A 20,607-nucleotide genomic window follows, 5' to 3' on the forward strand; every position below is an offset into this window, starting at 1 on the left:
GGGATGGCGCTGTCACGCCTGATCAGTGCGCTTTATGGTGCCAATTACATCCGAAATCATAGCGAGGCGCAAATGTCCCCAAAGCGCCAGCCCGCCGGGACGGGCAGTCGCTGGCGCGGCGGCCTTCGGCCTTGTCCCGCGCTTGGGGCTTTACAGATGTCAAAAAAACATATGTGACCCTGGAGGAGGGTAACACCATCGACGTGAGCACCGGTCTCTGATCGGACCCGTCCTAGGAGAGAGATAAAGGCCCCCGCGTAAGCGGGTTTTTTTTGTTGTCGATGTGACAATCAAATAAACCTGCTTGTCAGAGAGGTGGAGATGGCGAATATATGGCCGTCATATGACTTTGATTGAAATAGTAAATTCCAATGAAAATACTCTTCTTTATTGTTTTGACGCCGATTGTGTTGGGAGTGATATCCTTTCGACTAGAGCCAGAGCTGTTTGTTGTTGGTGGCGAGCTTGACGTTCCAAGTTTCTGGGGATTTCTAGGGATCGTATTGGGCTACGTCGGTTGCGTTTTTTCGGCTTACGCGTTGATCGAAGTTAGGCGACTTTCTCAGCGGTACTTTGCAAAGCAGAGATTGCCAGAACTAAAGAAGCAAATCCAAAGTGTTCGGAAGCGAATGGATGAACTCAAGGATCTGAAACTAATGGAACTGCGAGCTGACGGGTTTTTGGGCGAAGTGAGAGTTCTAACCAAGCAGTTGAATATTGCCGGTTCCCCAGGGTTCTCTGAGGTTGTTAAAAGAACGAAGAAACTGTGCAAAGAGGTGGAAAAGAAGGTGAAGGAAAACGAAAGCACCGAATTTGCAGTAAACGACTTGGGGGAGTTCTGGGACTTGTACACCTCACTTAGTGAGATTTCTGATGAAATCCACGCATTTCAACAAGCTAATAAGGCTAGCTTATGAGTATGTCCTACAAACCCCAAGATTGGCGCAATGCCATTACAAATCTGCTTAAGAAAACCTCAAAAGGTGAAGCCACTTGGTCGCCGTCGCGAATGTTTCAAGGTGACGCGTGGCTGGACGTTACTCGTTCCTTCGAGTGTGTTTTGAGTGGCAAGATTTACGTGGTGTCGGAAACCAAGCAAAAGCACTTTATTAATGAAGAGGATTTTGTCTGGGAGGGAGGGTATGATTTCAGTGTATTTAAGTTGTCCCACGATGATGAGAGACTGGCTTCTGCGCCACGCGAGTTGAGCATCTTGCGGAACCTATTTGAAGCGGCTGAGGATAGTTATGCGTTTGAAAGCGATGCTTTAGGTGATTTACTCGAGTGATTTTTTGGCGTTGAATGTTTTCACGCTTTGTATGCTCTGGATGCGAAGGCATTGATCTAAGGACGCTGTGGAATCTGTTCGCACCCTATAGACACCCACCCCCAACCCTGTTACACGCTCCCAATCTTGCGGCCTCGGATTCGTTCCGGGGCCTCTGATATTTGTAACCGGGGACCTTCGGGGCCCTATACCCTTGGCACCTACGGGGGCCTCTCACATAGCGGGGAACCCCCTCGCACTTGCTAAACGGAAGACAGAAAGCATGGCACTCAAGTCGTACAAGCCGACGACGCCGGGCCAGCGCGGGCTGGTGCTGATCGACCGTTCGGAGCTTTGGAAAGGACGTCCGGTCAAGTCTCTCACTGAGGGTTTGACCAAATCGGGCGGCCGGAACAACACCGGACGGATCACTTCACGCCGCCGCGGCGGTGGCGCAAAGCGTCTCTACCGGATCGTTGACTTCAAACGGAACAAATTTGATGTCGCGGCAACCGTCGAGCGGATCGAATATGACCCGAACCGGACCGCATTCATCGCACTGGTAAAATACGAAGACGGCGAGCAGGCGTATATCCTGGCTCCGCAGCGTCTGGCTGTTGGTGACAAGGTTGTGGCATCCGCCAAGGCCGACATCAAGCCGGGCAACGCAATGCCGTTCTCGGGCATGCCCATTGGTACCATTGTCCACAACATCGAGATGAAGCCTGGCAAAGGCGGTCAGATCGCACGTGCGGCCGGTACTTACGCTCAGTTCGTTGGTCGCGATGGCGGCTACGCTCAGATCCGTCTGAGCTCGGGCGAGCTGCGCATGGTCCGTCAGGAATGCATGGCCACCATCGGTGCCGTGTCCAACCCCGACAACAGCAACCAAAACCTCGGTAAAGCCGGTCGTATGCGCCACAAGGGCGTGCGTCCGTCGGTTCGTGGTGTTGCAATGAACCCGATCGATCACCCGCATGGTGGTGGTGAAGGTCGTACCTCGGGTGGCCGTACACCGGTTACACCGTGGGGTAAGGACACCAAGGGTAAGCGTACCCGCAACAAGAACAAAGCGTCCCAGAAGCTGATCATCCGCTCGCGGCACGCCAAGAAGAAGGGACGTTAATCTATGTCTCGCTCTGTTTGGAAGGGTCCTTTCGTCGATGCTTACGTGCTGAAAAAAGCCGAAGCAGCGCGCGAGTCGGGCCGCAACGAAGTCATCAAAATCTGGTCGCGTCGTTCCACCATTCTGCCCCAGTTCGTGGGTCTGACCTTTGGTGTGTACAACGGCCAGAAGCACATTCCCGTCAACGTCTCGGAAGACATGATCGGTCAGAAGTTCGGTGAATACTCGCCGACCCGGACCTATTATGGCCACGCCGCTGACAAAAAAGCGAAGCGGAAGTAAGTCATGGGCAAGGAAAAGAACCCCCGCCGCGTGGCTGAAAACGAAGCAATGGCGAAAACCCGCATGCTTCGCACCAGCCCGCAAAAACTGAATCTGGTTGCGCAAATGATCCGCGGCAAGAAAGTTGAGAAGGCTCTGACCGACCTGACTTTCAGCAACAAGCGTGTCGCGCAGGACGTCAAGAAGTGCCTGCAGTCCGCAATCGCGAATGCCGAAAACAACCACAACCTGGACGTTGACGAGCTGATCGTCGCCGAAGCATGGGTTGGCAAGAACCTGGTCATGAAACGCGGTCGCCCGCGTGCCCGTGGCCGTTTCGGCAAGATCATGAAGCCGTTCTCGGAGATCACCATCAAGGTGCGTCAAGTTGAGGAGCAAGCCTAATGGGTCATAAAGTAAATCCGATCGGCATGCGCCTGCAGGTCAACCGCACCTGGGACAGCCGCTGGTACGCCGACACCAAGGACTACGGTGATCTTCTGCTGGAAGACCTCAAGATCCGTGAGTTCATCAACAAAGAGTGCAAGCAGGCCGGTGTTGCCCGTGTGATCATCGAACGTCCGCACAAAAAGTGCCGCGTCACGATCCACACAGCTCGTCCCGGTGTCATCATCGGCAAGAAAGGTGCAGACATCGAAGTTCTGCGCAAAAAGCTTGCGCGGATGACCGACAGCGAACTGCACTTGAACATCGTCGAAGTGCGCAAGCCCGAGCTTGACGCGCAGCTGGTTGCCGAGTCCATCGCTCAGCAGCTGGAACGTCGTGTTTCGTTCCGTCGCGCAATGAAGCGCTCGGTTCAGAACGCCATGCGCATGGGCGCCCTGGGTATTCGGGTGAACGTCGCTGGTCGTCTGGGCGGCGCTGAAATCGCACGGACCGAGTGGTACCGCGAAGGCCGCGTGCCTCTGCACACCCTGCGCGCCGACATCGATTACGCACATGCCGAAGCGATGACCCCTTACGGGATCATCGGGATCAAGGTCTGGATCTTCAAAGGTGAGATCATGGAGCATGATCCACAGGCACGTGACCGTAAAGCACAGGAACTCCAGGACGGCCCTGCACCTCGTGGTGCTGGTGGCGGTCGTCGCTAAGGAGGGAAAGATATGCTTCAACCAAAGCGTACTAAATTCCGCAAGATGCACAAAGGCCGGATCAAGGGTCTCGCCAAAGGCGGCTCTGATCTGAACTTTGGCACTTACGGCCTGAAAGCTCTTGAGCCTGAGCGTGTAACCGCACGCCAGATCGAAGCTGCACGTCGTGCCATGACGCGTCACATGAAGCGTCAGGGCCGCGTCTGGATCCGCATCTTCCCCGACACTCCGGTCACGGCTAAGCCGATCGAAGTTCGCATGGGTAAAGGTAAAGGTTCGGTCGACCGCTGGGCCTGCAAAGTCAAGCCTGGCCGCGTGATGTTCGAGATCGACGGCGTCAATGACGACATCGCCCGCGAGGCCCTGCGCCTGGCCGCGATGAAGCTGCCGATCAAGACTCGCGTCGTGGTTCGCGAAGACTGGTAAGCGATTGGGGTAACCCCGTTCGTGACAAGATTGACCCCCGTCGGGATACCGGCGGGGGTTCTCCGTTTGAAGACCACTCAGTTGATAACTACCTAAGACATAGTCAAAAAATAGTTTCTCGGTCGAGGCTTCACCGCATATGTCACTAGGCACAGTTCTGGCGGAAACGGTAATTTTGGGCGTGGTACCCCTAGCTGCAATCACCTTGAGCTTCTTTGTTCATAGTAAAGTCCTGAAACTGTTTTTGCGCTATGGCGGTATCTATTTTGGCTTAGCGTTGAACCTGAGCTGGCTGTTTGCGGCCGACTGTAAAACAGACAAGTTTCTATACTACCGTTGTAGTGTCCTTCCGCAAACCATTGCAGAGATATTCAGCCACATGAACGTTATTAACATGGTGGCTTATCTTTTCTGGGCGCCGCCCATCCTTGTTCTGCTCCTCCTGTGGGAGCTAAAGGTCAGATTGTCCAAGTGACTGAATATGGGTGGCGATGGGGTCTCGCAGCCAAAGAAACGTCTGGATTTTGTCTCTCGCAGTTAGTGATCGATTTGGATAAGAACGCGCTCATGCCACAGATTGAATCACTCTTCGTCACCCGCCTTTATCGTGCCTCTTTGTCCGAATTCGACCCCAAGATCGACGCGGGTGAGTTGGAAAGCTCTTGTCTTGTCATCGCCGAGGATGATGAGGCCGGGCAGGAATGGTGTGAGGAGAACGGCTATCCCGGTTATACCAGCTATGCCTCGCTGACCGATCTGCCCTGGCGGTTTCCGATCTTCGCCGATCTGGTCAAGGCCCTGGATCAGCACGTGGCCGCCTTTGCAAAGGACCTGGAGTTCGATCTGGGCGAGGGCGAGTTGAAGCTGGAAGACCTGTGGATCAACATCCTGCCGGAGGGCGGCATGCATTCCAGCCACTTACACCCGCACAGCGTGATCTCGGGCACGACTTATGTGGCCATGCCCGAAGGTGCGAGTGCATTAAAACTGGAAGACCCCCGCTCAGGCCGCATGATGGCTGCACCAACGCGGATGAAGGGCGGGCGGCGCGATTTGCAGCCGTTCATCTATATGAAGCCGAAAGTTGGAGATGTGCTTCTATGGGAAAGCTGGCTGCGCCATGAGGTGCCGATGAACATGGCGGAAGAAGAGCGTATTTCAGTGAGTTTTAACTACAAGTGGGAGTGAGCTTGTAAATCTCCTGAAGAAAACCGCGCGGTTCTGGAGTATTATCATTTCAATCTGAATTGATCGGAGAACACCATGCCGAAAACCGCACTCGTCACCGGCGCATCTTCGGGAATTGGTCGTGAAATAGCCCGATATCACGCGTCGCAAGGCGGAAATGTCATTATCACTGCGCGGCGTGCCGACGTGTTAGACGCTTTGAAGGTAGAGCTTGAAGCTGCCTACAGTATTACTGTCACTGCAATTGCGCTCGATCTGGGCGCACAAAGTGGGGCAGAAAAACTATATGAGGTTGTCAACGCCGAGGGTCTGAAGGTTGATTATCTTATCAACAATGCCGGGTTTGGCGGGCACGGTGCCTTTCTTGATCGTGATCTTTCAGAGGACCTGAGCATGATCCGCCTGAACGTTGAAGCGCTTGTCTCCCTGTGTCACTTGTTTGGCAGGGATATGGTTAGCAGTGGCGGTGGCAAGATACTAAATGTCAGTTCGACCGCGGCGTATGTGCCGGGTCCGCTGCAAGCCACTTATTTTGCCACGAAGGCCTATGTTTCTAGTTTCAGTCAGGCTTTGGCCGATGAACTGAAAGACAAAGGTGTCTCCGTTACAGCCCTGGAACCCGGCTATGTGGCAACTGAGTTCGCCGCTTCAGCTGATCTTGAGGGTACTAAACTCGTATCCCAGAAAGGGACAACTGCTGAAGCTGTCGCCAAGTTTGGCTATGACGCCATGATTGATGGAAAGCTGGCCGTGATAAATGACAGGACTCTCGCATTTATGACGGGCTGGATCATTCCATTCCTGCCACGCAGGACTCGTCTGAAGATGGTTCGGAAGATGCAGGAGAAAGGGACCTGAACAGAAGGTCGTTCTGGTTTGAATCAAACTGGATTGCCCGAGCGGAGCTAATTCGCGGTGCTGCTTTCGGCTATTGCCAAAATTTGTCGGAAGCCGCTGCAAAGACAGTGCCAAACTTTCCCTTGCCACCCATCCCCCAAACCCTTATACGGCGGCATCCTACGATCTCCCGGCGTTGTCGGGCGATTCGTATGTCTATCATTCATCCACCAGGTCAAAGGTGACCCGTGTACGGGGCCTTCTGGTGTTTTGAGCAAAGGAAAAAGGCGATGAACGCCCAAGAACTGCGTGACAAGACCCCGGACCAGCTCCGCGAGGAACTGGCCAACCTGAAGAAAGAAAGCTTTAACCTGCGCTTTCAACAGGCCACCGGTCAGCTGGAAAGCACAGCCGGCATCAAAGCGGCCCGCCGCAACGCTGCCCGTGTCAAAACCATTCTGAACGAAAAGGCCGCTGCTGCGGCATCCGAGGAGTAATCAGATGCCCAAGCGTATCCTGTCCGGCACCGTAACCAGCGACGCCAACGAACAGACCGTAACCGTATCCGTCGAGCGCCGCTTTACGCATCCGGTTCTGAAGAAAACCATCCGTAAGTCCAAGAAATACCGGGCTCACGATGAAAAGAACGCCTTCAAGGTCGGCGACACAGTCCGCATCATCGAATGCGCGCCGAAATCGAAGACGAAACGTTGGGAGGTTCTGGAGGCGTAAGCCCCCAGGATTTTCCATTTGTCGAAACCCTGGGGGATTTAACTAGACCAGCCCCCACAGGTCGGGAGAAACCACATGATCCAGATGCAGACCAATCTGGATGTCGCTGACAACTCCGGCGCACGCCGAGTTCAGTGCATCAAGGTCCTGGGTGGTTCCAAGCGTAAATACGCCTCCGTCGGCGACATCATTGTCGTCTCGGTGAAGGAAGCCATCCCGCGCGGCCGCGTGAAGAAAGGTGACGTCCGTAAGGCCGTCGTCGTACGCACCGCCAAGGAAGTCCGTCGCGAAGACGGCACCGCGATCCGTTTTGATCGGAACGCCGCCGTCATCCTGAACAACAACAACGAGCCGATCGGTACCCGTATCTTTGGCCCCGTTGTGCGTGAACTGCGCGGCAAGAACTTCATGAAAATCATCTCGCTGGCGCCGGAGGTGCTGTAATCATGGCTGCTAAACTCCGCAAAGGCGACAAGGTCGTCGTGCTGGCCGGTAAGGACAAGGGCAAAGAGGGAACCATTTCCTCGGTTGACCCGAAAGCCGGCAAAGCTGTTGTCGAAGGCATCAACATTGCCATCCGTCACACCCGTCAGTCGCAAGCTTCGCAAGGTGGTCGTCTGCCTCAGGCAAACCCGATCCAGCTATCGAACCTGGCACTGCTGGACAAAAACGGCAAAGCAACCCGCGTTGGCTTCCGCATGGAAGGCGACAAGAAGGTGCGCTTCGCCAAGACCACAGGGGACGTGATCGATGCTTGATAACGCAACCTATACCCCGCGTCTGAAGGCTCAGTACGCTGAAACCATCCGTGCCGCTCTGAAAGAAGAGTTCGGCTACAAGAACGACATGCAGCTGCCCAAGCTGGAAAAAATCGTTCTGAACATCGGTTGTGGTGCTGAGGCGGTCAAAGACTCGAAGAAAGCGAAAGCTGCTGTCGAGGATCTGACTGCGATTGCCGGTCAGCAGGCCGTTGCAACCAAGGCAAAGAAGTCGATCGCGGGTTTCCGTGTTCGTGAGGACATGCCGCTGGGTGCGAAAGTAACCCTGCGCGGTGACCGGATGTACGAATTCCTGGATCGTCTGATCACGATCGCGATGCCGCGTATTCGTGACTTCCGCGGTGTGAAACCGTCTTTTGATGGTCAGGGCAACTTTGCCATGGGCATGAAAGAGCACATCGTGTTCCCGGAAATCGACTTCGACAAGGTCGACGAGGTCTGGGGCCTGGATATCGTAATTGCCACCACAGCGAAAACCGACGCTGAAGCTAAGGCATTGTTGAAAGCGTTCAACATGCCGTTCAACGCATAAGCGCCGGGAGGATTGAGACATGGCTAAAAAAGCAATGATCGAACGCGAGAAGAAGCGCGAACGCCTGGTGGCCAAATATGCCGCAAAGCGTGCCGAGCTGAAAGAAATCGCGAATGACGAGAGCAAGCCGATGGAAGAGCGTTTCAAAGCGCGTCTGAAACTGGCGAAACTGCCGCGCAACAGCTCGGCTACCCGTCTTCACAACCGTTGTCAGCTGACCGGTCGTCCCCACGCTTACTACCGTAAGCTGAAGGTCAGCCGTATCGCGCTGCGCGAGCTGGGTTCTGCTGGTCAGATCCCCGGCATGGTGAAATCGAGCTGGTAAGGGAGACATAGATATGAATGATCCTATCGGCGATATGCTCACCCGTATCCGCAACGCGCAAATGCGCGGCAAGTCCACCGTTTCCACCCCGGCGTCCAAGCTGCGCGGTTGGGTTCTGGACGTGCTGGCGGACGAAGGCTACATCCGTGGCTATGAAAAGACGACCGGTGAAAACGGTCATCCGGCCATCGAAATCAGCCTGAAATACTACGAAGGCACCCCTGTTATTCGCGAACTGAAGCGGGTCTCGAAACCCGGTCGTCGCGTGTACATGGGCGTCAATGACATCCCGCAGGTCCGTCAGGGTCTGGGCGTGTCGATTGTCAGCACTCCGAAAGGTGTGATGTCGGACCAGAACGCACGCTCCAACAATGTTGGCGGCGAAGTGCTCTGCACCGTCTTCTAAGGAGGTCTGCAATGTCTCGTATTGGTAAAAAACCGGTCGAGCTGCCCAGCGGCGTTTCCGCCTCTGTGTCGGGTCAGACCATCGAAGTCAAAGGTCCGAAAGGCACCCGGAGCTTCACCGCGACTGATGACGTAACGCTGTCGGTCGAAGACAACGTTGTGCAGATCAACCCTCGTGGGATGTCCAAGCGCGCGCGCCAGCAGTGGGGCATGAGCCGCACCATGGTTGCCAACCTGGTAACCGGTGTGACCCAAGGCTTCAAAAAAGAGCTGGAGATCCAGGGTGTTGGTTACCGGGCGCAGATGCAGGGCAACACCCTGAAGCTGAACCTGGGTTACAGCCACGATGTTGATTTCACTGCTCCGGAAGGTGTCACCATCACCGCACCGAAGCAGACCGAGATCGTTGTGGAAGGTATCGACCAGCAGCAGGTGGGCGAAGTCGCGGCCAAAATCCGCGAATGGCGCCGTCCCGAGCCGTACAAAGGCAAGGGCATCCGCTATAAGGGCGAGTTCATCTTCCGCAAGGAAGGCAAGAAGAAGTAAGGACGCAAATAATGGCAAACAGCAAAAGAACCCTGTTTCTGAAGCGCCGCCTGCGCGTTCGGAACAAACTTCGCAAAGTCAACGCGGGCCGTGTACGCCTGTCGGTTCACCGTTCGAACAAGAACATCAGCGTTCAGCTGATCGACGACGTTCGTGGTGTGACCCTGGCATCGGCCTCGACCCTGGAAAAAGATCTGGGTGTTGTTGGCAAGAACAACGTCGAAGCGGCCACCAAAGTGGGCGCGGCCATCGCCGAGCGTGCCAAGAAGGCAGGCGTCGAAGAGGCCTATTTCGATCGTGGTGGCTTCCTGTTCCACGGCAAGGTGAAGGCAGTTGCCGACGCCGCGCGTGAAGGCGGTCTGAAGATCTAAGACCTTGCGGGTGGCTTCACGGCCACCCCGATGATCCGGGGGCCTCGGCAGCAGTCGGGGCTCACTTGGATTGAATAAAACGGCGTCGCAAGCGCCACATTGAGAAAAGGGATGCCAAATGGCAGAACGTGAAAACCGTCGGGGCCGTGGCCGCGACCGTGAGGAAGCACCGGAATTTGCAGATCGTCTGGTCGCAATCAACCGCGTGTCGAAAACCGTAAAAGGTGGTAAGCGCTTTGGCTTCGCCGCTCTGGTGGTTGTCGGCGATCAGAAAGGCCGCGTCGGCTTTGGTAAGGGTAAAGCGAAAGAAGTACCTGAAGCCATCCGTAAGGCGACTGAGCAAGCCAAGCGTCAGATGATCCGCGTGCAACTGCGCGAAGGTCGTACCCTGCACCACGACATCGAGGGCCGTCACGGCGCTGGTAAAGTGGTTATGCGCACCGCACCTGAAGGTACTGGTATCATCGCCGGTGGTCCGATGCGTGCCGTGTTCGAAATGCTGGGCGTAAAGGACGTTGTGTCCAAGTCGATCGGCTCGCAGAACCCGTACAACATGATCCGCGCCACCATCAACGGCCTGCAGAAAGAGCAGAGCCCGCGTTCGGTTGCACAGCGTCGTGGTAAGAAAGTTGCCGACATCCTGCCCAAGCGGGACGAAGCCCCTGCGGCCGAAGCGCCTGCTGAAGCCGAAGCGTAAGGAGTAGCGAGCAATGGCAAAAACCATCGTCGTCAAGCAAATCGGTTCCCCGATCCGCCGCCCCGCCGAACAGCGCGCAACCCTGATCGGTCTGGGCCTGAACAAAATGCACAAGACCCGTGAGCTGGAAGATACCCCTTCGGTCCGCGGCATGGTCAACAAGATCCCGCATCTGGTTGAGATCATCGAAGAGCGCGGCTAAGCGCGAGCTCATTGAAGAATTTGAAACGCCCTCGACATTGTCGGGGGCGTTTTTTTGTTCGCACTCTAGCTTGTTGAGGAACTCTTCTTCTAGCCCGGGCCTCCGAGGTGCCATGTTCTGATTGATTTGTATCAACGACCATTTGGATTGCGTTGGACTACCCAGCGCGTGTGACGCAGGAGGTTTTTTGAAATGAATGCGGATAGCACCGGTCAGATCGTATGGCATGACCTCTTCACGCCTGATCTGAGCGCTTCTGAGACGTTCTATGGCAGTGTAGCGTCGTGGGATTTCATCAAGGAAAGCACAGATGAATACGTCTGGGGCCAAGGGAAAGGGGAATTTACTCTTGCTCTTCTAAACGGGGAAGCCGGAAGCGGATTGACCGAAACTCCAACGGGCTTTGATGCCGGATGGCTTCCCTATTTCGAGGTTCCCGATGTTGATGAGTATTCAGGGCGTGCTGAGAAGCTGGGCGCACGTATAATTCGGCGACCCTTTGATGTGCCTGGGGTTGGGCGAAACTGCCTATTGGCGGACCCCAGGGGCGCCAGATTTGGCATCTCCGTTTCACAACACGAATACCCAATACCTACGCAGCAGTTTGCAGCAGAGGTTTATTCAGGCGGAGGCTCAGAGTTTCCAGTTGAATTCTACCAGGCGCTGTTTGATCGCACATATTCGAATAGGGATGGCAGTGAGAGGGCCGAGCCAAGCCGGTGGCTTTCGCAAATTCTTGTGGTTACTTTGCCAGATATTGAGATGCGCGAAAGATGCGCCTGGTTGCCTGTGATCAAAGTGGTTGCAATCGAGAAGGCGGTTCGTGATGCTTTGACGCTTGGAGCGTCTGAAACGCGTGTTCGATCACGGCAAAGTGCTCAGCAGGTGCCGCGTGTGTTTCATGACCCGACGGGACTTTACTTTGCACTTCAGCAGGTGGGCCCAATTCTAGCAACAGGCTAGCGGTCTTCAAAAAACGCAGATGGCCATCGAGCTGATCAGCAGGTCAGCTGCAAGTTACGTGCCAAAACGAATAGCAACCAGGCTAGGAACAAGCCAACCAGCGAAAGTTATTCGCAACACGCATAGCGGCTAGACCAAAACGCGCGTTGTTAGCGGTATCGACTATGCCTATCTGAGCCTTGTCCACAAAGGAACAAATGGAAACAACCGGGGAATACGCCTCGGCACAGAAAGGAATAAAGATATGGCACATACAGCTACACTGACACATGGCGGCTTCAACCTGAGCGCCCGTTTCGCGAACCTGGTTGAGCGCGTTAAAGCGGCCCGCGCACGCGCGGCGGAATATCAGCGCACTTACACTGAACTGCAGCGTCTCACCAACCGTGAGCTGGACGATATTGGCGTCCGCCGTTGCGACATCGCGGATATCGCGCGTGAGCATGCGTACTGCTCCTAACAATACCCCACCACTCACAGTGAAAGAGGCGCCATTCGAGCGCCTCTTTTGCATTGCGCCCCAACTGATATCAAACCTTGCATCAAAGGCCGCAACGCTGTAGAGCGCTCCGGTGGATTTCCGTCCACGAGAATCAAAACCAAGAAATGCCGTGGTTGGCCCATCACGCTTCGGGGGTCACATCCGGCTAAGGAGAAGCGAAATGAAACTGAATGAATTGCGCGACAACCCCGGCGCAAGCCCGAAACGCACTCGCGTTGGCCGTGGTCCGGGTTCCGGCAAAGGTAAAATGGGTGGCCGCGGTATCAAAGGCCAGAAATCCCGTTCGGGTGTAGCTATCAATGGCTACGAAGGCGGCCAGATGCCCCTGTACCAGCGCCTGCCCAAGCGCGGCTTTAACAAGCCGAACCGCAAGGCATTTGCTGTTATCAACCTGGGTCTGATCCAGAAATTCATCGACGCCAAGAAGCTGGATGCCAAAGCCGCGATCACCGAAGACGTGCTTGTTGCATCCGGTCTAGTTCGCCGCAAATTGGATGGCGTGCGCGTTCTGGCCAAAGGTGAAATCACCGCCAAGGTGAACCTGGAAGTGACCGGTGCTTCGAAAACTGCCATCGAGGCAGTCGAAAAAGCGGGCGGTTCACTGAAAGTCACAAAAGCTGCTGCGGCAGAGTAAGCGCTTGTGAGCGGGCCAAGACCCGCTTACATAGACGTCAGAGTTTTCCAAGACGCCGTCCGAGCCGGAAAACGGTTCCGGGCGGCGTTTGCATAAGAGAGACCGATTTATGGTATCAGCAGCAGAACAAATGGCAGCCAACACAAGCTGGGCTGCTTTGGGCAAAGCCACCGATCTGCGCAACCGCATCCTGTTCACGCTGGGTTTGTTGATCGTCTATCGCCTGGGCACTTTCATTCCGGTGCCGGGGATTGACGGGCAAGCGCTGCGCGAGTTCATGGAACAGGCGGGGCAGGGCATCGGCGGCATGGTTTCGATGTTCACCGGCGGGGCGCTGGGGCGGATGGGTATCTTTGCCCTCGGCATCATGCCTTACATCTCGGCCTCGATCATCGTGCAGCTGCTGACATCGATGGTTCCCGCGCTCGAACAACTCAAGAAAGAGGGTGAGCAGGGGCGCAAGAAGATCAACCAATACACCCGTTTTGGTACCGTGGCACTGGCCACCGTTCAGGCCTATGGTCTGGCCGTTTCGCTGGAATCGGGCGATCTGGCGACCGATCCGGGCCTGTTCTTCCGCATGTCCACCATGATCACGCTGGTTGGGGGCACCATGTTCCTGATGTGGCTGGGCGAACAGATCACCGCACGTGGCATCGGTAACGGTATCTCTCTGATCATCTTCGTCGGCATCATCGCCGAGGTTCCGGCTGCCCTGGCTCAGTTCTTTGCCTCTGGCCGTTCGGGCGCAATCAGCCCTGCTGTTATCGTTGGCGTGATTGTCATGGTGATCGCCGTGATCACCTTTGTCGTGTTCATGGAACGCGCCTTGCGCAAGATCCACATTCAGTACCCGCGCCGTCAGGCCGGTATGAAAGTATACGAGGGCGGCTCCAGCCACCTTCCTGTCAAGGTCAACCCAGCGGGTGTGATTCCAGCCATCTTCGCAAGCTCGCTGCTGTTGCTGCCGGTCACCATATCGACCTTCTCGGCCGGGGCGACCAACGGTCCGATCATGTCGTGGCTGCTGGCCAATTTCGGCCCGGGTCAGCCGCTTTATCTGCTGTTCTTTGCCGCGATGATCGTGTTCTTCGCCTATTTCTATACGTTCAACGTGTCGTTCAAACCGGATGATGTGGCGGACAACCTGAAGAAGCAAAACGGATTTGTGCCGGGTATCCGTCCGGGCAAAAAGACCGCCGAGTATCTGGAATACGTGGTCAATCGCGTGCTGGTTCTGGGCTCGGCCTATCTGGCAGCGGTTTGTTTGCTGCCGGAAATTCTGCGGAACCAGTTTGCCATTCCGTTCTATTTTGGCGGCACCTCGGTTCTGATTATCGTCTCTGTGACCATGGATACCATCCAACAGGTGCAGAGCCATCTTCTCGCGCACCAATACGAAGGTCTTATCGAAAAGTCCCAATTGCGCGGTAAAAGCAAGAAACGCGGAAGGAAGGGACCCTCTCGTCGATGAACATTATTCTTCTTGGCCCCCCGGGGGCGGGTAAAGGGACGCAAGCCTCCCATCTGGTCAATACACGCGGCATGGTTCAGCTGAGCACCGGCGATATGCTGCGCGAAGCCAAAAGCAGCGGTACCGAAATGGGTAAGCGCGTCGCCGAAGTGATGGACAAGGGCGAACTGGTTACGGATGAGATCGTGATCGGCCTGATCCGCGAAAAGCTGGAGCAGGGTGCCGAAGGTGGTTTTATCTTCGACGGCTTTCCCCGGACCCTGGCGCAAGCAGATGCACTGGGTGCATTGCTGGCCGAGAAGGGTGAGACACTGGATTTCGTGATCGAGCTTCAAGTAGATGACGAAACGCTGGTGCAGCGCATCGTCAACCGCGCCGAAGAAGCCCGCGCCGCTGGTCAGCCTGTACGCGCAGATGACAACGAAGACAGCGTACGCATACGCCTGATGGAATACTACAAAAAGACCGCTCCGTTGATTGGCTACTATCACGCCAAGGGCGATTTGCGCCCGGTGGATGGTCTCGCGGATATCGGCGATGTCACAGCCTCAATCGAGGCCGTGCTGGGTTGATTGAATCAAGGGGCTTGACGGCCCCTTCAAAACCCCATATCGACCCACATCCCTATGGGAATCACAATCGCGTGCGGGATTCGTCCCTGTCGCATCTAATACCTCGTACAAATGCTGGACCCTCTGGCCTCACTGCCACGGTCAAGTGTTGTGAAAAAAGGTTCTGGAGCTACGGAACCGCAACAAAAAAGGAAAGTGAAACGTGGCACGTATTGCCGGCGTAAACATCCCGACTGCAAAGCGGGTACCTATCGCCCTCACATATATCACCGGTATCGGAAACACTTCGGCCAAAGCGATCTGCGAAGCCGTAGGCATTGAAGCGCACCGTCGCGTCAACGAACTGTCCGACGCCGAAGTTCTGGCCATCCGCGAGCACATCGATGCAAACTTCACCGTCGAAGGTGACTTGCGTCGTGAAGTTCAAATGAACGTCAAGCGCCTGATGGACCTGGGCTGCTACCGCGGTCTGCGTCACCGCCGCAACCTGCCGGTTCGCGGTCAGCGCACCCACACCAACGCTCGTACCCGCAAAGGCCCCGCAAAGGCCATCGCTGGTAAGAAGAAATAAGGGAGGGTCTGACTGATGGCACGTGACAAGACTCGCGTTAAGCGCAAAGAGCGTAAGAACATCGCATCGGGCGTCGCCCATGTGAACTCGACCTTCAACAACACCAAGATCCTGATCTCGGACGTGCAGGGCAACGCCATTTCGTGGTCGTCTGCCGGTACCATGGGCTTCAAAGGGTCGCGGAAATCGACACCCTACGCCGCTCAGATGGCTGCAGAAGATGCAGGCAAGAAGGCGCAGGAACATGGCGTCAAGACGCTGGAAGTCGAAGTTCAGGGCCCCGGTTCGGGTCGTGAATCGGCTCTGCGTGCGCTGGCTGCCGTGGGCTTCAACATCACGTCGATCCGCGACGTGACGCCGATCGCTCACAACGGCTGCCGCCCGCCGAAGCGTCGCCGCGTCTAAGCGATTTTGAATTCAGCTGGGGCTGCGTTTTTTGCGCGGCCCCAGCATGTCATTTTGAACCTCGGGCGTCTGCACCTTGTTGGTCATGGGGCGCGGACAGGAATGGAGGGATTACATGATCCATAAGAATTGGGCAGAATTGATCAAGCCGACCCAGCTTGACGGCAAGCCGGGCAATGATCCCGCACGTCAGGCAACCTTGGTTGCTGAACCGCTGGAGCGTGGCTTTGGTCTGACCCTGGGCAACGCGCTGCGCCGCGTTCTGATGAGCAGCCTGCAAGGTGCGGCCATCACCAGTGTTCAAATCGACAACGTCCTGCACGAGTTCTCGAGCGTGGCGGGCGTGCGTGAAGATGTCACCGACATCATCCTGAACCTCAAAGGCGTGTCGCTGCGCATGGAAGTCGAAGGCCCCAAACGCCTGTCGATCAATGCCAAAGGCCCCGCAGTTGTCACCGCTGGCGACATCAGCGAAAGCGCCGGTATCGAGGTTCTGAACCGCGATCACGTCATCTGCCACCTGGACGATGGCGCCGATCTGTTCATGGAACTGACCGTCAACACCGGCAAAGGCTATGTCTCGGCTGAGAAGAACAAGCCCGAAGACGCACCCATCGGCCTGATCCCGATCGACGCGATCTATTCGCCGGTCAAAAAGGTTGCCTATGACGTTCAGCCGACCCGCGAAGGTCAGGTTCTGGACTATGACAAGCTGACCCTGAAGATCGACACCGACGGTTCGATCACACCCGAGGATGCGCTGGCCTTTGCCGCACGTATCCTGCAGGATCAGCTGTCGATCTTCGTCAACTTCGACGAGCCGGAATCGGCTGGCCGCCAGGACGAAGACGATGGTCTGGAGTTCAACCCGCTGCTGCTGAAGAAAGTCGACGAGCTGGAGCTGTCGGTCCGTTCGGCAAACTGCCTGAAGAACGACAACATCGTTTACATCGGCGATTTGATCCAGAAAACCGAAGCCGAGATGCTGCGCACCCCGAACTTCGGCCGCAAGTCGCTGAACGAGATCAAAGAAGTGCTGTCCGGCATGGGTCTGCACCTCGGCATGGATGTCGAGGACTGGCCGCCCGACAACATCGAAGATCTGGCGAAGAAATTCGAAGACGCGTTCTAAGCGCGTCTTCCCCAATGCCCGGCCCGAATTGGGACTATCCGGGGATCATATGGGCACTTCCGCCCCAAGGAGAGCCGGTGACACGCATCGCCGGCCAGACAAAGCAAAACGCGAAAGAAGGAACTAGAAAATGCGTCACGCACGTGGTTACCGCCGCCTGAACCGTACTCATGAGCACCGCAAGGCTCTGTTTGCGAATATGGCTGGCTCGCTCATCGAGCATGAACAAATCAAAACAACTCTGCCCAAGGCAAAAGAACTGCGCCCGATCATCGAAAAGCTTGTCACTCTGGGTAAGCGCGGCGACCTGCACGCCCGTCGTCAGGCCGCCGCACAGCTGAAAGAAGACAAAGACGTCGCCAAGCTGTTCGAAGTTCTGGGCCCCCGCTACGCCGAGCGTCAGGGTGGTTACGTCCGTATCCTGAAAGCCGGCTTCCGCTATGGTGACATGGCCCCGATGGCGATCATCGAATTTGTTGATCGTGACGTCGACGCCAAAGGCGCAGCTGACAAAGCCCGCGTTGCCGCCGAAGAAGCTGCAGAAGAATAAGTCGATCCATCGATCTGACTGACAAACCCCTGCGTCCCGGACGTGGGGGTTTTCTTTTTCCCGGGGGCCGCCAAGGGTCCTGCGCTTGCAATACCGGCTGTCTGGCCGCATATCCTACGGGTCTCTGAAGATTGAGGTCGGAATGCTTCGCGCCACAGTATTAGCTTTCTCCATTTTGTCGGCATCCTTTGCCACGGCCGAAACACGGGTTCCGCAATCTCAGGCCGAAATCAGCCTGGGCTTCGCACCTGTTGTGAAACAGGCAGCCCCGGCGGTGGTGAACATTTATGCCAAGATCATTCGGCAGGGGCGCAGCAATTCCTTGTTCTCGGATCCGTTCTTTCAGGATTTCTTCGGCGGTGGATTTGGGGCGCCACAGCCGCGCGTGCAGAATTCTCTGGGTTCTGGCGTTATCCTATCTGGTGACGGGTATGTTGTGTCGAATTTCCATGTGGTGGGCTCGGCAACAGAAATCCGAGTGGTCACCACTGACCGGAGGGAGTTTTCAGCAACCGTTGTTCTGGGGCATGAGGAAAGCGACATCGCGATCCTGCGTCTTGAAGAGGCTGCCGATTTACCCCACCTGAGCTTGCGGGATTCCGATCAAGTTGAGGTGGGTGAACTGGCGTTGGCTATTGGTAACCCTTTCGGGGTTGGGCAGACCGTATCATCGGGCATAATCTCAGGGTTGGCCCGCACAGGCACGGCCACGGGTAACGCACGGGGCTATTTCATTCAGACTGACGCGGCGATCAATCCGGGCAACTCGGGCGGCGCGCTGATCGATGTGAATGGCGACCTGATCGGAATCAATACCTCGATTTTGACCCGGTCGGGTGGCTCGAACGGGATCGGATTTGCGATACCGGCCAATCTGGTGGCTGAATTCCTGCGGCAAGCGCAAGAAGGCAATGACAGTTTCATCAGCCCCTGGGCCGGGATAACCGGCCAGCACATGAGTGCCGATATCGCCGAGTCGTTGGGTCTAGCCATCCCATTGGGTGTCGTGATCTCACACCTGCATGAGCTTAGTCCTTTGGCAGAAGCCGGATTGAGGGTTGGCGATGTCGTGACCCATGTGGACGGGGATGAGGTGAACTCTCCCGCTGAAATGAAGTTCCGCATGGCCGTTGCGGGTGTTGGCGGGACATCGATCCTGACCCGGCTACGCGGCGATGAGAGTGCCGAGGTTGAAGTTGCGCTGATTCGGGCGCCCGAAACACCGGATGCGGAAGAGACCACTTTGAATGATACTACTGTGTTGCCCGAATTGACGATTGCACGGGTCAATCCAGCGGTGGCATCCGATCTGGGCTTGCGCATGTCGCAAACGGGAGTCGTTGTTGTTGACCCCGGCCTGTATGGTGCGCGTGCCGGTCTGCGCACCGGTGACATCTTGGGGGAAATCAACGGTGACAGGATTGAGCGCCCGCGCGATGCGGTTCGTGCCCTGACCGATCCCGGACGTCGGGTGCAAATCACGCTAGAGCGTGATGGGCGCTCTTTATCCTTGCGGTTCAGGCTCTAGGCGCATGAGCGATCTGTTCGATACTGCAGGTTCAGACCCCGCGTCGGCCAAGCACCGTCCGCTGGCAGACAGGCTGCGGCCGCAGACACTGGCCGAGGTCATTGGGCAGAAACAGGTGCTGGGACCGGAGGCGCCCCTTGGGGTGATGCTGACCTCAGGCAGCCTATCCAGCCTCATCTTCTGGGGGCCGCCGGGTGTTGGTAAGACAACGATTGCCCGATTGCTGGCGCAGGAAACCGACCTGCACTTTGTTCAGATCAGCGCAATATTCACCGGGGTTCCGGACCTGAAAAAGGTGTTCGAAGCTGCCAAGATCCGGCGTCAGAATGGGCAGGGCACGTTGTTGTTCGTTGATGAGATTCATCGGTTCAACAAAGCCCAACAGGACGGGTTTCTGCCCCATATGGAGGATGGAACCATCCTGTTGGTTGGGGCAACGACCGAGAACCCTTCGTTCGAACTGAATGCCGCTGTGCTCAGCCGGTCTCAGGTGCTGGTGCTTGAGCGGCTGGGTTTGGCTGATTTGGAGCGGTTGACACAGCGCGCGGAAAAGGAACTGGGCAACGCGCTGCCTTTGACGCCCGCTGCGCGGGATGCGTTGCAGGAAATGGCAGACGGGGACGGGCGGGCCCTGCTGAACCTGATCGAACAGGTGGCCGCCTGGACGGTGGATGCACCGCTGGACCCGAATGCGCTGGCGACGCGCCTGATGCGCCGGGCGGCGAAATACGACAAATCGGGCGATGAGCATTATAATCTGATTTCGGCGTTGCATAAATCCGTGCGGGGCTCGGACCCGGACGCAGCGCTGTATTGGTTTGCCCGGATGCTGACAGGGGGCGAGGACCCGCGCTTCTTGGCGCGGCGCATCACCCGAATGGCGGTCGAAGATATCGGGCTGGCCGATCCACAGGCGCAGGCCGTTTGCCTGCAGTCTTGGGAAACCTACGAACGGCTCGGTTCACCCGAGGGTGAATTGGCGCTGGCGCAGGCGCTGGTCTATCTGGCGCTCGCACCAAAATCGAACGGGGCCTATGTGGGCTACAAGGCGGCGATGCGATTGGCCAAGAAAACCGGCAGCAGGCCACCGCCCAAACATATCCTGAATGCGCCGACATCACTTATGAAGGATCAGGGATACGGGGCTGGCTACGCTTATGATCATGACGCCGAGGATGGGTTTTCTGGCCAGAACTACTTTCCCGACGGCGTGGAGCGAGAGTCGCTTTATCAACCGGTCGAACGCGGGTTCGAGCGTGAGTTGAAGAAGCGGCTGGACTATTTCGCCAAGCTCCGGGCGCAGCGGAACAGTGGGTAGTGCAGAATAAGATCGGATGCTTCCGCAACAGAGTCAGCAAAGTGGGCATTCCTCTAAAACCTGTTGTTCCGCTGATTGCTTGACTCTTGTGCCGCCGCAGGCGACAGACGCGCATGTTTTCGAGGGAAGTGGCAACAGCACAAACCGGG

At 56.4% G+C, this 20,607-nt stretch carries 32 protein-coding genes and 1 pseudogene; all 33 read left to right on the forward strand.

Annotated features, from left to right (window positions below; all coding sequences use genetic code 11):
- Positions 1 to 155: 155 nt before the first annotated feature.
- Positions 156 to 221 (forward strand): annotated as a pseudogene (locus ACR0KG_RS02895) (50S ribosomal protein L23); the annotation flags it as partial.
- Positions 222 to 371: 150 nt separating this feature from the next.
- Entirely contained in the window at positions 372 to 917 is a 546-nt protein-coding gene (locus ACR0KG_RS02900; RefSeq protein ID WP_480826431.1) for a hypothetical protein, read from the forward strand.
- Positions 918 to 919: 2 nt separating this feature from the next.
- Entirely contained in the window at positions 920 to 1,288 is a 369-nt protein-coding gene (locus tag ACR0KG_RS02905; RefSeq protein WP_480826432.1) for a hypothetical protein, read from the forward strand.
- A 262-nt stretch (positions 1,289 to 1,550) separates the two neighbouring features.
- Positions 1,551 to 2,393, forward strand: a complete 843-nt coding sequence (gene rplB, locus ACR0KG_RS02910) for a 50S ribosomal protein L2 (RefSeq protein ID WP_120633917.1) — start codon at positions 1,551 to 1,553, stop codon at positions 2,391 to 2,393.
- Positions 2,394 to 2,396: 3 nt separating this feature from the next.
- On the forward strand, positions 2,397 to 2,675 hold the full coding sequence (rpsS, locus tag ACR0KG_RS02915) for a 30S ribosomal protein S19 (protein ID WP_005980699.1): 279 nt from the start codon (positions 2,397 to 2,399) through the stop codon (positions 2,673 to 2,675).
- A gap of 3 nt (positions 2,676 to 2,678) precedes the next feature.
- Complete coding sequence (rplV, locus tag ACR0KG_RS02920) at positions 2,679 to 3,059, forward strand: 50S ribosomal protein L22 (protein WP_039538267.1); 381 nt, start codon at positions 2,679 to 2,681, stop codon at positions 3,057 to 3,059.
- Positions 3,059 to 3,769, forward strand: coding sequence for a 30S ribosomal protein S3 (gene rpsC / locus ACR0KG_RS02925; RefSeq protein ID WP_008758042.1), 711 nt, complete (start codon positions 3,059 to 3,061; stop codon positions 3,767 to 3,769). The genes rplV and rpsC overlap by 1 nt, the downstream gene beginning before the upstream one ends.
- Before the next feature lie 12 nt (positions 3,770 to 3,781).
- Positions 3,782 to 4,195: a 50S ribosomal protein L16 gene (gene rplP, locus ACR0KG_RS02930; RefSeq protein ID WP_058283513.1), complete on the forward strand. Its 414-nt coding sequence runs from the start codon at positions 3,782 to 3,784 to the stop codon at positions 4,193 to 4,195.
- A 139-nt stretch (positions 4,196 to 4,334) separates the two neighbouring features.
- The gene (locus ACR0KG_RS02935) at positions 4,335 to 4,670 is read left to right on the forward strand and encodes a hypothetical protein (RefSeq protein WP_480826433.1); all 336 of its coding nucleotides are present in this window, start codon (positions 4,335 to 4,337) and stop codon (positions 4,668 to 4,670) included.
- Positions 4,671 to 4,762: 92 nt separating this feature from the next.
- Positions 4,763 to 5,383 (forward strand): 2OG-Fe(II) oxygenase family protein, encoded by a 621-nt coding sequence (locus ACR0KG_RS02940; RefSeq protein WP_480551607.1) that lies wholly within the window; start codon positions 4,763 to 4,765, stop codon positions 5,381 to 5,383.
- Positions 5,384 to 5,458: 75 nt separating this feature from the next.
- A complete protein-coding gene (locus ACR0KG_RS02945) occupies positions 5,459 to 6,241 on the forward strand; it encodes an SDR family NAD(P)-dependent oxidoreductase (protein ID WP_480826434.1) in 783 nt (260 codons plus the stop codon).
- A gap of 269 nt (positions 6,242 to 6,510) precedes the next feature.
- Positions 6,511 to 6,717 carry a 50S ribosomal protein L29 gene (gene rpmC / locus ACR0KG_RS02950; protein ID WP_037311745.1) on the forward strand — a complete coding sequence of 69 codons (207 nt, stop codon included), beginning with the start codon at positions 6,511 to 6,513 and terminating at the stop codon, positions 6,715 to 6,717.
- A 4-nt stretch (positions 6,718 to 6,721) separates the two neighbouring features.
- Positions 6,722 to 6,952: a 30S ribosomal protein S17 gene (gene rpsQ, locus ACR0KG_RS02955; protein WP_008757253.1), complete on the forward strand. Its 231-nt coding sequence runs from the start codon at positions 6,722 to 6,724 to the stop codon at positions 6,950 to 6,952.
- A gap of 75 nt (positions 6,953 to 7,027) precedes the next feature.
- A complete protein-coding gene (gene rplN / locus ACR0KG_RS02960; RefSeq protein WP_039523372.1) occupies positions 7,028 to 7,396 on the forward strand; it encodes a 50S ribosomal protein L14 in 369 nt (122 codons plus the stop codon).
- 2 nt (positions 7,397 to 7,398) lie between these two features.
- Complete coding sequence (rplX, locus tag ACR0KG_RS02965) at positions 7,399 to 7,710, forward strand: 50S ribosomal protein L24 (protein WP_170531626.1); 312 nt, start codon at positions 7,399 to 7,401, stop codon at positions 7,708 to 7,710.
- Positions 7,703 to 8,263, forward strand: a complete 561-nt coding sequence (rplE, locus tag ACR0KG_RS02970; protein WP_480501807.1) for a 50S ribosomal protein L5 — start codon at positions 7,703 to 7,705, stop codon at positions 8,261 to 8,263. The genes rplX and rplE overlap by 8 nt, the downstream gene beginning before the upstream one ends.
- 19 nt (positions 8,264 to 8,282) lie before the next feature.
- Entirely contained in the window at positions 8,283 to 8,588 is a 306-nt protein-coding gene (gene rpsN, locus ACR0KG_RS02975; RefSeq protein ID WP_010437098.1) for a 30S ribosomal protein S14, read from the forward strand.
- A 13-nt stretch (positions 8,589 to 8,601) separates the two neighbouring features.
- Positions 8,602 to 8,994 (forward strand): 30S ribosomal protein S8, encoded by a 393-nt coding sequence (gene rpsH, locus ACR0KG_RS02980; RefSeq protein WP_039523381.1) that lies wholly within the window; start codon positions 8,602 to 8,604, stop codon positions 8,992 to 8,994.
- 11 nt (positions 8,995 to 9,005) lie between these two features.
- Positions 9,006 to 9,539 (forward strand): 50S ribosomal protein L6, encoded by a 534-nt coding sequence (gene rplF, locus ACR0KG_RS02985; protein ID WP_170356679.1) that lies wholly within the window; start codon positions 9,006 to 9,008, stop codon positions 9,537 to 9,539.
- A gap of 11 nt (positions 9,540 to 9,550) precedes the next feature.
- Positions 9,551 to 9,910: a 50S ribosomal protein L18 gene (gene rplR, locus ACR0KG_RS02990; RefSeq protein WP_039523386.1), complete on the forward strand. Its 360-nt coding sequence runs from the start codon at positions 9,551 to 9,553 to the stop codon at positions 9,908 to 9,910.
- Positions 9,911 to 10,028: 118 nt separating this feature from the next.
- A complete protein-coding gene (rpsE, locus tag ACR0KG_RS02995; protein WP_480545400.1) occupies positions 10,029 to 10,607 on the forward strand; it encodes a 30S ribosomal protein S5 in 579 nt (192 codons plus the stop codon).
- Between the two features lie 13 nt (positions 10,608 to 10,620).
- Entirely contained in the window at positions 10,621 to 10,809 is a 189-nt protein-coding gene (gene rpmD / locus ACR0KG_RS03000) for a 50S ribosomal protein L30 (RefSeq protein ID WP_008757946.1), read from the forward strand.
- Positions 10,810 to 11,001: 192 nt separating this feature from the next.
- Positions 11,002 to 11,772 (forward strand): VOC family protein, encoded by a 771-nt coding sequence (locus tag ACR0KG_RS03005; protein ID WP_480826435.1) that lies wholly within the window; start codon positions 11,002 to 11,004, stop codon positions 11,770 to 11,772.
- A gap of 244 nt (positions 11,773 to 12,016) precedes the next feature.
- Positions 12,017 to 12,232: a DUF1127 domain-containing protein gene (locus ACR0KG_RS03010; protein ID WP_170531617.1), complete on the forward strand. Its 216-nt coding sequence runs from the start codon at positions 12,017 to 12,019 to the stop codon at positions 12,230 to 12,232.
- Between the two features lie 202 nt (positions 12,233 to 12,434).
- Positions 12,435 to 12,908, forward strand: coding sequence for a 50S ribosomal protein L15 (rplO, locus tag ACR0KG_RS03015; RefSeq protein ID WP_480501802.1), 474 nt, complete (start codon positions 12,435 to 12,437; stop codon positions 12,906 to 12,908).
- Positions 12,909 to 13,017: 109 nt separating this feature from the next.
- Positions 13,018 to 14,382 (forward strand): preprotein translocase subunit SecY, encoded by a 1,365-nt coding sequence (gene secY, locus ACR0KG_RS03020; RefSeq protein ID WP_170531614.1) that lies wholly within the window; start codon positions 13,018 to 13,020, stop codon positions 14,380 to 14,382.
- Positions 14,379 to 14,954, forward strand: coding sequence for an adenylate kinase (locus ACR0KG_RS03025; RefSeq protein WP_480545392.1), 576 nt, complete (start codon positions 14,379 to 14,381; stop codon positions 14,952 to 14,954). Before secY ends, ACR0KG_RS03025 begins: the two co-directional genes overlap by 4 nt.
- A gap of 202 nt (positions 14,955 to 15,156) precedes the next feature.
- Positions 15,157 to 15,525, forward strand: a complete 369-nt coding sequence (rpsM, locus tag ACR0KG_RS03030) for a 30S ribosomal protein S13 (protein WP_008757392.1) — start codon at positions 15,157 to 15,159, stop codon at positions 15,523 to 15,525.
- Between the two features lie 15 nt (positions 15,526 to 15,540).
- Positions 15,541 to 15,930 carry a 30S ribosomal protein S11 gene (gene rpsK / locus ACR0KG_RS03035; protein WP_008757289.1) on the forward strand — a complete coding sequence of 130 codons (390 nt, stop codon included), beginning with the start codon at positions 15,541 to 15,543 and terminating at the stop codon, positions 15,928 to 15,930.
- A 115-nt stretch (positions 15,931 to 16,045) separates the two neighbouring features.
- The gene (locus ACR0KG_RS03040; RefSeq protein WP_010437127.1) at positions 16,046 to 17,062 is read left to right on the forward strand and encodes a DNA-directed RNA polymerase subunit alpha; all 1,017 of its coding nucleotides are present in this window, start codon (positions 16,046 to 16,048) and stop codon (positions 17,060 to 17,062) included.
- A 130-nt stretch (positions 17,063 to 17,192) separates the two neighbouring features.
- Complete coding sequence (rplQ, locus tag ACR0KG_RS03045; protein WP_170334079.1) at positions 17,193 to 17,612, forward strand: 50S ribosomal protein L17; 420 nt, start codon at positions 17,193 to 17,195, stop codon at positions 17,610 to 17,612.
- 142 nt (positions 17,613 to 17,754) lie between these two features.
- Positions 17,755 to 19,140, forward strand: coding sequence for a trypsin-like peptidase domain-containing protein (locus ACR0KG_RS03050; RefSeq protein ID WP_480551599.1), 1,386 nt, complete (start codon positions 17,755 to 17,757; stop codon positions 19,138 to 19,140).
- 4 nt (positions 19,141 to 19,144) lie between these two features.
- Positions 19,145 to 20,458 carry a replication-associated recombination protein A gene (locus ACR0KG_RS03055; RefSeq protein WP_480826436.1) on the forward strand — a complete coding sequence of 438 codons (1,314 nt, stop codon included), beginning with the start codon at positions 19,145 to 19,147 and terminating at the stop codon, positions 20,456 to 20,458.
- Positions 20,459 to 20,607 lie beyond the last annotated feature (149 nt).

The sequence above is a fragment of the Ruegeria sp. H4 genome (assembly GCF_056533065.1).